Annotated in this window: 8 protein-coding genes, 2 rRNA genes and 1 pseudogene (1 of these 11 cut by a window edge); 5 read left to right on the top strand and 6 right to left on the bottom strand. The window is 64.4% G+C overall.

Annotated features, from left to right (window positions below):
* The first annotated feature begins 34 nt into the window (after window positions 1-34).
* Window positions 35-1,327, top strand: a complete 1,293-nt coding sequence (locus ACNF49_RS07870; protein WP_482943254.1) for a hypothetical protein — start codon at window positions 35-37, stop codon at window positions 1,325-1,327.
* A gap of 6 nt (window positions 1,328-1,333) precedes the next feature.
* Here the strand turns inward: ACNF49_RS07870 and ACNF49_RS07865 are convergent, their stop codons facing one another.
* Window positions 1,334-1,717 carry a cell division protein SepF gene (locus ACNF49_RS07865; protein ID WP_352320833.1) on the bottom strand — a complete coding sequence of 128 codons (384 nt, stop codon included), beginning with the start codon at window positions 1,715-1,717 and terminating at the stop codon, window positions 1,334-1,336.
* 170 nt (window positions 1,718-1,887) lie between these two features.
* Here ACNF49_RS07865 and ACNF49_RS07860 point away from each other — a divergent pair, with 170 nt between their 5' ends.
* The 4 genes from ACNF49_RS07860 to ACNF49_RS07845 all read left to right on the top strand — a co-directional run bounded on the left by ACNF49_RS07860 (window position 1,888) and on the right by ACNF49_RS07845 (window position 4,485).
* Window positions 1,888-2,658: a PhzF family phenazine biosynthesis protein gene (locus tag ACNF49_RS07860; RefSeq protein WP_357976077.1), complete on the top strand. Its 771-nt coding sequence runs from the start codon at window positions 1,888-1,890 to the stop codon at window positions 2,656-2,658.
* Window positions 2,659-2,756: 98 nt separating this feature from the next.
* Window positions 2,757-3,191, top strand: a complete 435-nt coding sequence (locus ACNF49_RS07855) for an Hsp20/alpha crystallin family protein (RefSeq protein WP_482943253.1) — start codon at window positions 2,757-2,759, stop codon at window positions 3,189-3,191.
* Window positions 3,192-3,247: 56 nt separating this feature from the next.
* Window positions 3,248-3,559, top strand: coding sequence for a MerR family transcriptional regulator (locus tag ACNF49_RS07850; protein WP_357976071.1), 312 nt, complete (start codon window positions 3,248-3,250; stop codon window positions 3,557-3,559).
* 470 nt (window positions 3,560-4,029) lie between these two features.
* Complete coding sequence (locus ACNF49_RS07845; RefSeq protein ID WP_482943252.1) at window positions 4,030-4,485, top strand: hypothetical protein; 456 nt, start codon at window positions 4,030-4,032, stop codon at window positions 4,483-4,485.
* A gap of 181 nt (window positions 4,486-4,666) precedes the next feature.
* On the opposite strand, the pseudogene ACNF49_RS07840 reads toward ACNF49_RS07845, so the two are convergent.
* The 5 genes and pseudogenes from ACNF49_RS07840 to ACNF49_RS07820 form a co-directional block, all read right to left on the bottom strand.
* A pseudogene (locus ACNF49_RS07840) lies at window positions 4,667-5,984 on the bottom strand (IS256 family transposase).
* Between the two features lie 55 nt (window positions 5,985-6,039).
* On the bottom strand, window positions 6,040-6,570 hold the full coding sequence (locus tag ACNF49_RS07835; protein WP_482943251.1) for a hypothetical protein: 531 nt from the start codon (window positions 6,568-6,570) through the stop codon (window positions 6,040-6,042).
* Window positions 6,567-6,920, bottom strand: a complete 354-nt coding sequence (locus ACNF49_RS07830) for an ATP-binding protein (protein ID WP_482945494.1) — start codon at window positions 6,918-6,920, stop codon at window positions 6,567-6,569. The genes ACNF49_RS07835 and ACNF49_RS07830 overlap by 4 nt, the downstream gene beginning before the upstream one ends.
* 830 nt (window positions 6,921-7,750) lie before the next feature.
* Window positions 7,751-7,867 (bottom strand): 5S ribosomal RNA (rrf, locus tag ACNF49_RS07825).
* A gap of 70 nt (window positions 7,868-7,937) precedes the next feature.
* Window positions 7,938-10,835: ribosomal RNA gene (locus ACNF49_RS07820) — 23S ribosomal RNA — on the bottom strand (it continues 209 nt past the right edge of the window).

Here is a 10,835-nt window from a genome sequence, read left to right as displayed (position 1 = left end):
GGACCTGACTGCGAGCCCCCAAGCAGCGACGGAGTTGCAACGCTACGCCGAGGCGCTGCTGGCGCACCTCGCCGCCAATGGCACCGCTCCTCCCGCCGCTCCGGGCTTTCGCGACATACCCGGCCACTGGCTGCCCCCTGCCGTCGAAGCACTGGTTGCCATCCTCGCCGGCGACGACCCGCTCGAACCGCTGAGCAGGGCCGCCGGCCGTGACCAGCAGCAGACCGCGCTCTTCCTGTGCCTGGCCCTGGCGGTGTCCGGGCAGGGCAGCCGCATCCACGCCTCCTGGCTCGGCACGGCCTTCGGCGAGCTGTCGCTCGACCGTCCCGTCACCCACGGCCAGCGCTCGCTCTGGCTGGCCGCCGCCCGCGGCGCCTACGGCCCGGCCGGCAAGATCTTCGTGCTGCGCAAGCTCGACGCGCTGGCCGTGCAGGAGCACGCCGACGTCGAGGAGTGGGTGCAGGCGCTGGTGCCCGGCGAGCCCGCGGTCGTCGTGCCGCCGTCGCTGGCCGACTTCCCGGAGATGGCCGAAATCCCCGACCTGGCCCGTCCGGCGGTCGCGGCCGCCCGCCTGTCCAGGCTGCGCGGCCGCTGCGCCGAGATCACCTCGGCCCGGCAGGCCGACCACGACTCCGCCGCCCCGCTCAGCAACAGCTCGGCCAGCCCGGCCGCGTCCTGGGCCGAGGACGAGCCCCTGGCGGTCCTGCGCGCCCAGATCGGGCAGGGCGGCCCGGCCGGCCCGATGGCCTCGCTGATCTCCCACCTGCTCGACGACCTGCGTCCCGGCGCCGACCCGCACCTGGCCGCCATCGCCCTGCACGTCGCCGCGCCCATCCTGCGCGGCCTGGCCGAGGAGCTCGAAGCCGACAGCCGGCTGACGCCGCCCGCCACGCTGACCGTCCCGCTGCTCGGCCACCGCATCCACCTGCGACCCGAAGGCCCCGACGAGACCTCGATCGCCACGGCGGAGCACGCCATCCTCACCGAGGGCGTCGTGCCCCGCGGCCGGCCGTGGGCCGCATTCGTGCTGATCGTGGCGGGCGTCGCGTGCCTGGCTGGAGCGGCGTTCAGCGCCTCGCTCCTGCTGGCCGCCGCCGGCGTGGCCATGCTCGGGCTGGGCGGCTGGCAGCTCTGGCAGCGCCACAAGACGGTCGTCGCCGACGCCCGTTACGTGGCCGCCCAGGTCAACGAGCTGAAGGAGCTGGCCGAGGGCGCCATCTGGGCCCTGCACGCCTACGCCAGAGAAGCGGACGCACGCGCGAAACAGGCCGCTGACGATGCAGCCGAGCTCACCCGGCTGATTCGTCGCGGCCCGCGCGCTGCTTAGACCCGATCAGGTCGTCTCGATCTCCACGTGCGCCGGCGCGAGCAGGAACACGCGATCGGCGATGCGCTCGATCCGACCCTCGCAACCGAACGCGAGCCCGGCGGCGAAGTCGACCATCCTCGTCGCCTCGGGCATCGCCATGCCCGTGACGTCCATGATCACCGTCTGCCCGTCACGGAAGTGCTGACCGATCAACGGTGCGTCGTTGTACTTGAGCGGCTGGACCATCACGATGCGCGACGCGTCGACGTTCGCGCGCCACCGCCGGGCGGCCCGCTCCGTCGCCGGAACGTACTCGTCCTCGTAGTGCTCGTCGTCGTCATAGCCGTCGTCGTAGTGATCGACCCCGCTCAGGCCAAGGTAGTTCACCACCTTGCGCACTGCCCCCATCGGCTTGTCCTTTCCTCAGGAACTCACCGTAATCGGCACGTCCCTACACATTGGACGGTAACCGACGATTCCGCATTCGCCACGCGACACGCCCAGCCCTAATTCCATTTTGTACGGCTTGCAACCCGCTTGCATCTGGATATCCGTCCCCCCCGTATAGCATCGGCCACATGCGCCTGTTCACTGTAGACGCCTTCACCGACACAGCTTTCAAGGGTAATCCCGCAGGTGTCTGCCTGCTGGACTCTCCGGTTACTGATGGGTGGATGCAGAGCGTAGCCGCCGAGATGAACCTCTCCGAGACCGCCTTCCTGCTCGGCGATTCCCTGCGGTGGTTCACCCCTGTGGTCGAGGTCACTCTCTGCGGTCATGCCACGCTGGCGACCGCTCACGTTCTGTATTCGACCGGAGCCGCGACCGGCCCCGTCGAATTCCGCACGGCCGGCGGAACGCTAACCGTGAATCGCGCCGCCGGAGACCTCATCACGATGGATTTCCCGGCCAAGCAGGTGACGCCCGTCACGGTTCCCGACGGCCTGGAGAAAGCGCTCGGAGCCACCCCGGTTCGGGTCGGGAAAAGCGACCTGGACCTGCTGGTCGAGGTCGATTCAGAGGAGACGGTACGCACCCTGCGCCCCGACATCCCGGCCCTGTCGGCAGTGGAGGCGCGCGGCGTCATCGTCACCGCCCGCGGCACCGGCACGGATTTCGTCTCACGATTCTTCGCTCCCAAAGTGGGCGTCGCCGAGGATCCGGTGACGGGCTCGGCCCACTGCGCCCTGTCGCCGTACTGGTCCGCGCGGCTCGGCCGCACGGCTCTGACCGGTGCGCAGCTCTCCGCCAGAGGCGGCCTGGTCCACACCCGCCTCGACGGCGACCGCGTCCACCTCGCCGGCCATGCCGTGACGATCCTCACCGGCACACTCCTCACGCCCGGGTAAAAACTTCCTTACCTTCCTTGCTTCCCTCCACTCAGCTCTCTAACCTACAAATCGAGTTGGAGGTTAGCTACCACGACAGAAGCAGGAGGTTCGGAACCATGCTGCTGACTTCGATCGACCCGTTCTTCCAGGAGTTCGAGCGCCAGTTCAACCGGCTGGCCCGCCAGACCTTCGACAACGGCGGCACCGCCACGATGCCGATGGACGGCCTGCGCCGCGACGACGACGTCGTCCTGCGCTTCGACCTGCCCGGCATCGACCCGGACTCCATCGAGGTGACCGTCGACCGAGGCGTCCTCACCGTCAGCGCCCGCCGCGAGGACGAGCTCGCCGAGAACGAGCGCCTGTTCGTCCGCGAGCGCCCGATGGGCACGTTCACCAGGCGCGTCTACCTGTCGGAGCACCTCGACAGCGACCGCATCGACGCCGGCTACGCCAACGGCGTGCTCACCGTCCGCATCCCCGTCCTCGAACGCGCCAAGCCGCGCAAGGTGGAGATCCGGCGCAACGACACGAAGGCCATCCGGGCCTGACCCGGCACCGGGGGCGGGGCATCCCGGCCCCGTCCCCGAACCCCGAGGAGGCCACGATGCCCGAGCTGCCGTTCGACGACGAGCACGCCCCGCTCTACTCCCTGGGGCAGGTCGCCGAGATGCTCCAGGTCCGCCAGGCCTACCTCCGCCGCCTGGACGAACACGACGTCATCAGCCCGAGCCGCTCATCCGGCGGCCAACGCCGCTACTCCCGCAGCGACATCCTGATCGTCCAGCACGTGACCGACCTCGCCGACCAGGGCATGACCCTGATCGCCATCCGCCGTATCCTGGAACTCGAACGCGAACTCGCCGACGTCCGCCGGCAACTCAGAGAAGCCCACACCCGCCTCGGCGACCCCACCTAACATACGGCCGGGCTGGGCGAGGCGGGCCTTCCTGCCCTCTCCCCCAACGAGGCCAGCCGACTCCTGGGGGATCGCGACGACGAGCAACAGCCCTCCAGAGCTCGCCCAGACCGTCGGCGCCGAACTGCCCGCCCCCGCCCTCCCAACCGCCTGCCGCGTCACCGCAAGGTCATCGCCCCCCCGATCCCCACCCACCGGCTACCACTCACCGGCCGCCGTCCTCCGGCTATCGGCTATCGGCCATCGGCTCAAGCATCGCCCCCGGACCCCGCCACCGGCCGCCCAAGGCACAAACCGCCGCCCTGACCTGTCGGGCATAGGATGCGCCCTTGCCGCACTACCGCCAGCCCCGACAGGACTCGCCCACCATGAACCCCCACCACGAACACCTTCGCGCCCGGTTCCGAACCGCTCCGCTCCAACCCCCACCCGCGCCCTGGCGTCCCTTGCCACCAGTAGCGGTCGGCGGCTTGACCGGCATCGGCTTCGCCGTACACCCCGAATCCGGCGAAGACCTCATCCTCGTGACCTCTCACCAGGGACGCGGCGTCCTCAACTGCGTCACCGGCCGGCGCGTAGCCCGCGACCCCGACCCAGACCCCGCCTGGCCGGACGACTACACCCTCACCTGCCAAGGCATAGGACCTCTTACAGATACCGCCATCAAGATCTCCGGCCTCCTGGGCGGCGGACTGCACACGACCACCACGAACGGATGGTCCATCGATGTCGTCACACCCGACTGGCCAATCGCAAGCGTCCTGCTGTCCAGCAGCGGCGACCCCTACCGCGACGAACCCGGATCAACCTGGTGGCACATCCACCGCGAAGAAGCCTGCGAGCTCCGCACAGCCGGCTTCTCCCCAACGGGCCACACCCTGGCCATCGCCTCCAGCTGCACACTCACTCTCTTCACCCACCCATGACATCCGGCCAACTGCCATGGCATCAGAACAGCCAACCTGCAAAGCCTCGTCGGGGCCTCGATGTCGCCCAGCCCGGTGTCGAGGTACTCCTTGGTGTGCAGAGGTGAGTACGTCTGTACGTGCAGAGCGTTTCGTGCTGATCGGGACTGTCTAGATAACGGTGTATCTCGATCTTGAGTGATTATCGGGTGGTCGAGGTCAAGCGGCCTTCGAAGGTGATGGCGAAGGCGTTCAGAGCGGCCTTCCAGCGGGTGATCCAGCGTTTGCGGCCCTTGCCGGTCGGGTCCAGGCTCATGATGGCCATGTAGACGCACTTGAGCGCGGCTTGCTCGTTGGGGAAGTGGCCGCGGGCCTTGACCGCCCGCCGGATGCGGGCGTTGACCGACTCGATGGCGTTGGTCGAGCAGATCACCCGGCGGATCTCGGTGTCGAAGTTGAGGAAGGGGACGAACTCGGCCCAGGCGTCCTCCCACAGCTTCACGATCGCCGGATACCTGCCGCCCCACGTCTCGGCGAACTCCAGGAAACGCTCCAGCGCGGCGGCCTCGGTCGGCGCGGTGTAGACCGGCTTGAGCGCCTTGGCGATGGCATCCCAGTGCTGGCGAGCGGCATACCGGAACGAGGCGCGCAGCAAATGAACGACGCACGTCTGCACGACGGCCTGCGGCCAGACCTGTTCGATGGCCTGCGGCAGGCGCCTTGAGGCCGTCGCAGACCACCATCAGCGCATCGCCGACGCCGCGGTTCTTGATCTCGGTCAGCACATGCAGCCAGAACTTGGCCCCTTCGCCGCCGTCGCCGGCCCACAATCCGAGGATGTCGCGCTCACCGTCCACGGTGACGGCCATGGCCACGTAGATGGGCCGGTTGGCGACCTGGCCGTCGCGCAGCTTCACGTGGATGGCGTCGATGAAGATCACCGGGTAGACGGGGTCGAGCGGCCGGTTCTGCCATTCGGCCATCCCGTCCAGCACCTTGTCGGTGATGGTGGAGATGGTCTGCTTGGACACCTCGGCGCCGTAGACCTCGGCCAGGTGGGCGGAGATCTCCCCGGTGGTCAAGCCCTTGGCGGCCAGCGAGATGACCATCTCATCGACCCCGGACAGGCGCCGCTGCCGCTTGCGTACGATCTTCGGCTCGAAACTACCGTCCCGGTCCCGCGGCACGGTGATCTCCACGGGCCCGACGTCGGTGATGACGGTCTTGGATCGGCTGCCGTTGCGGGTGTTACCGGTCTCGTTGCCAGAGCGTTCGTGCTTGTCGTGGCCGAGATGGTCGGTGATCTCACCTTCTAGAGCAGACTCCAGCACCAGCTTGGTCAGCCTGCCCAGCAGCCCGTTCTCACCGACCAGCTCCACGCCCTCGGCACGGGCCTGGTCGACCAGCCGGGCCACCAGCTCTCGATCCGACTCTTTGGCCTTGACGTCCTTCGGCTGCTTGCGCGCCACGGCGCCGTCCTCCAGGTCGATCTCCGTCGATGCCTGGATCACAGTACTCATCAGGGGTGTCCTCCGTGATCAGGAGTTACACCGTTGTTTTTACAGTCCCTGCTGATCAATCGTCGGCGGCCACGATCAGGGCGAGGGTGTTGTTGGTGCGGTTGATGGTGATGACTTCGTGGAAGTCTTGGTGAACGCGACCATAGTCGTGATAGCAGTCCTCACCCAGGTCTTTGAGCTGGTAGCGGGCGGTCGCTTGGCGAATCCGGTCGAAGATCTCCGTTTCCAGGATGTTCTGTAGTGGTTGCGGGACATCGCCGTACTGGTGGGCCCAGCTGGCTATTGTTGCGATCACGGTGGGGATCCCGACGGGTTCGTATGCCTGGGTTGTGATGTGCTGCAGCCAGTAGTGGCCGTGTCGGGTTCCTGCAGGATCGACGCCTCCGCCGGCGTAGTCGTCGCGGAATTGGTCATGTTGGATGACGGCGTGCACGAGGTCGGCGTCGCTGGCGGTCGGGTTGAGCAGGTCAAAGTGTTTCAGGTTGATCCAGCGGAAGCCGTGGTCGAGTGACTCAGCGAAGGGGTAGTCGCGGAAGTTGAAGAAATCCGTAGCGCAGTAGGCCACAAGCTGGCCGGAAGCTGTCATCCGGTGGCCGCGACTTCGGTTGTGACGGCGGCCAGGCGGTTCTTCAGTCGGTAGCTGGGGCCATTGATGGCGAGGACCTCGCAGTGGTGCAGGAGCCGGTCCAAGATGGCGGTGGCCAGGACTTCGTCCCCGAAGACCTGGCCCCATTCGCTGAAGGCTTTGTTGGAGGTCAAAATGATCGACCCCTTCTCGTATCGCTTGGAGATCATCCGGAAGACCAGGTTGGCCTCCTCGCGGTCGAGCGGCAGATATCCCACCTCATCCACCACGAACACGTGCGGGCGTAGATAGGCGCGCAGTTTGCCGGCCAGGCGGCCGATCGCGTCAGCGGCTTTGAGCTGGCGAACCATTGACGGCGGTGGCGCGGATACGGGTGGTGACCAGCTCCTCACGAACAGGACTCCCTACAGAAGGTGGTGGGTGTGGTGGTGAACGGGCCGGTGCCGTGACCTCGTCCTGCCTCTGTCCAACCACACTTGCCCCGCCTGGCCAAGCTCATCCGCAGGCAGCGAGCTGGATGCCGTTGCCGATGGCGACGGATATCCCGGCTGCCGGTTCTGGCCAACCTACGCAACAGCGACACCTGAAGTCTGTCTGCGGGCGCGGGATTGGCGCCACCGTGCGCAGGCGCGGAGTGAGTGTCGACATTCAGCGGAGACGTAGGGCCGGCCCAAGGACGAGCCCACAGAAGCATCAGCCCAGGATCCGGATACGAACCCTCAGTCTCCCCGGAGGCCGGGCCAGGCCCCTCCGTCTCCTCGCAGGCGGGCCGGATACGGCCCCTCAGCCTCTTCGAAGTGGGCCCAGCTCGGACTGACTAGAGGTGGAACCGATTGGGATCCGCCGAAGCGGTGCCTGCGCCTTGCTTGCTGCAGCGCGCCCCGCGGCCTGGTCCACCGTCCGGTTGACCGGGCGATCCACCGGCCGATACACGGGCCCCGGTCCACCGCGGTCCACCAGCCACTCCTCAATGCCGGTCCACGGGCCGCTCCACGGGGCCGGCGCCACCACCCTCAGCCCTCAGCCCGCAGCCCCGCAGACCCCGCGACAGCACCCGGACAATGAAAAACCCCGGACATGCAGAAAGGGGCCCCGACCGAAGCCGAAACCCCAACCCGGAACCCTCCCCCGGAACGCGAAGAAGCCCCACACGAACCGTGTGGGGCCTCTTCGAAAGATTGTCCGGCGGTGACCTACTCTCCCACACCCTCCCGAGTGCAGTACCATCGGCGCAGAGAAGCTTAACTTCCGGGTTCGGAATGTAACCGGGTGTTTCCTTCCCGCCATAACCGCCGTAACCCTATGAAACAAACAAACAGAACTGTTTGCTGTCTCAGAATTGCCTAGTGGACGCGAGCAAAAGCTTTGAGGTCAAGTCCTCGGCCTATTAGTACCGGTCAGCTCCACACATTACTGTGCTTCCACCTCCGGCCTATCAACCCGGTCGTCTACCGGGAGCCTTACCCACAAACGTGGTGGGAGACCTCATCTCAAGGCGAGCTTCCCGCTTAGATGCTTTCAGCGGTTATCCCTTCCGAACGTAGCCAACCAGCCGTGCACCTGGCGGTACAACTGGCACACCAGAGGTTCGTCCGTCCCGGTCCTCTCGTACTAGGGACAGCTCCTTTCAAGTCTCCTGCGCGCGCAGCGGATAGGGACCGAACTGTCTCGCGACGTTCTAAACCCAGCTCGCGTACCGCTTTAATGGGCGAACAGCCCAACCCTTGGGACCTACTCCAGCCCCAGGATGCGACGAGCCGACATCGAGGTGCCAAACCATCCCGTCGATATGGACTCTTGGGGAAGATCAGCCTGTTATCCCCGGGGTACCTTTTAGCCGTTGAGCGACACCGCTTCCACACGCCGATGCCGGATCACTAGTCCCAGCTTTCGCTCCTGCTCGACCCGTCAGTCTCACAGTCAAGCTCCCTTGTGCACTTACACTCAACACCTGATTGCCAACCAGGCTGAGGGAACCTTTGGGCGCCTCCGTTACCTTTTAGGAGGCAACCGCCCCAGTTAAACTACCCACCAGACACTGTCCTCGATCCGGATCACGGACCAGAGTTAGACGTTCAAAACGACCAGAGTGGTATTTCACCAATGACTCCACCCGAACTAGCGTCCGAGCTTCCCAGTCTCCCACCTATCCTACACAAGACGCTCCAAACGCCAATGTCAAGCTGTAGTGAAGGTCCCGGGGTCTTTCCGTCCTGCTGCGCGTAACGAGCATCTTTACTCGTAGTGCAATTTCGCCGGGTCTGCGGTTGAGACAGCGGGGAAGTCGTTACGCCATTCGTGCAGGTCGGAACTTACCCGACAAGGAATTTCGCTACCTTAGGATGGTTATAGTTACCACCGCCGTTTACCGGCGCTTAAGTTCTCACCTTCGCTGTGTCACCACAACTAAGCGGTCCCCTTAACGTTCCGGCACCGGGCAGGCGTCAGTCCGTATACATCGTCTTACGACTTCGCACGGACCTGTGTTTTTAGTAAACAGTCGCTTCCCCCTGGCCACTGCGACCCCCACCAGCTCCGAGTGCAAGACTCATCACCAGCAGAGGTCCCCCTTCTCCCGAAGTTACGGGGGCAATTTGCCGAGTTCCTTAACCACAGTTCACCCGATCGCCTTAGTATTCTCTACCTGACCACCTGAGTCGGTTTAGGGTACGGGCCGCCACAACACTCGCTAGAGGCTTTTCTCGGCAGCATAGGATCATCCACTTCACCACAATCGGCTCGGCATCACATCTCAGGCTATATGGAACGCGGATTTGCCTACGTTCCGCCCTACATGCTTACCCCAGGACAACCATCGCCTGGGCTGGACTACCTTCCTGCGTCACCCCATCGCTTACCTACTACCCGATCGGATCGAGCGTTCACTCTGACCCCAAGCCCGAAGGCTTTAGGCGAGTTAAGGACTCTTAGCATCACGAGGTTCGATATGGGCGCGTTAAAGCGGGTACGGGAATATCAACCCGTTGTCCATCGACTACGCCTGTCGGCCTCGCCTTAGGTCCCGACTTACCCTGGGCGGATTAGCCTGCCCCAGGAACCCTTGGTCATCCGGCGCGAGGGTTTCTCACCCTCGATTCGCTACTCATGCCTGCATTCTCACTCGCACAGCCTCCACAACTAGATCACTCTGCTGCTTCGCCGGCTGCACGACGCTCCCCTACCCATCCAGCACACAAGGCGCTGAATGCCACGACTTCGGCGGTGTGCTTGAGCCCCGCTACATTGTCGGCGCAGAATCACTTGACCAGTGAGCTATTACGCACTCTTTCAAGGGTGGCTGCTTCTAAGCCAACCTCCTGGTTGTCTCTGCGACTCCACATCCTTTCCCACTTAGCACACGCTTAGGGGCCTTAGTCGGTGATCTGGGCTGTTTCCCTCTCGACTACGAACCTTATCGCCCGCAGTCTCACTGCCACGCTCTCACTTACCGGCATTCGGAGTTTGGCTGACGTCAGTAACCTTGTCGGGCCCATCGGCCATCCAGTAGCTCTACCTCCGGCAAGAAACACGCGACGCTGCACCTAAATGCATTTCGGGGAGAACCAGCTATCACGGAGTTTGATTGGCCTTTCACCCCTACACACAGGTCATCCCCCAGGTTTTCAACCCTGGTGGGTTCGGTCCTCCACCCAGTCTTACCTGAGCTTCAACCTGCCCATGCGTAGATCACTCCGCTTCGGGTCTACAGCATGCGACTCAAACGCCCTATTCAGACTCGCTTTCGCTACGGCTCCCCCACACGGGTTAACCTCGCCACACACCATAACTCGCAGGCTCATTCTTCAAAAGGCACGCAGTCACATCACACAGAAGACAAGCTCCTGTAAGCTCCTACGGCTTGTAGGCACACGGTTTCAGGTACTATTTCACGACCCCTCACCGGGGCACTTTTCACCTTTCCCTCACGGTACTCGTGCACTATCGGTCATCAGGGAGTATTTAGGCTTACCAGGTGGTCCTGGCAGATTCACACAGGATTTCTCGGGCCCCGTGCTACTTGGGATCCCCTCAAGAAGCCTTCAAGATTTCGCCTACCCGGCTCTCACGGTCTACGGCAGCCCTTCCCAGAGCTTTCGACTACCTCAAAGGTTTATCACTTCTTGTGGCTTCGGCAGAAACCACCAGAGGGTCCCACGACCCCGGACATGCAACGCCTGCCGGCTATCACACACGCCCGGTTTAGCCTCATCCGCTTTCGCTCACCACTACTCACGGAATCACTGTTGTTTTCTCTTCCTACGGGT

The organism is Actinomadura sp. ATCC 39365 (assembly GCF_054392275.1).
The sequence above is the reverse complement of the archived record's forward strand: the minus strand, read 5'-3'. Positions and strand labels throughout refer to the sequence as shown.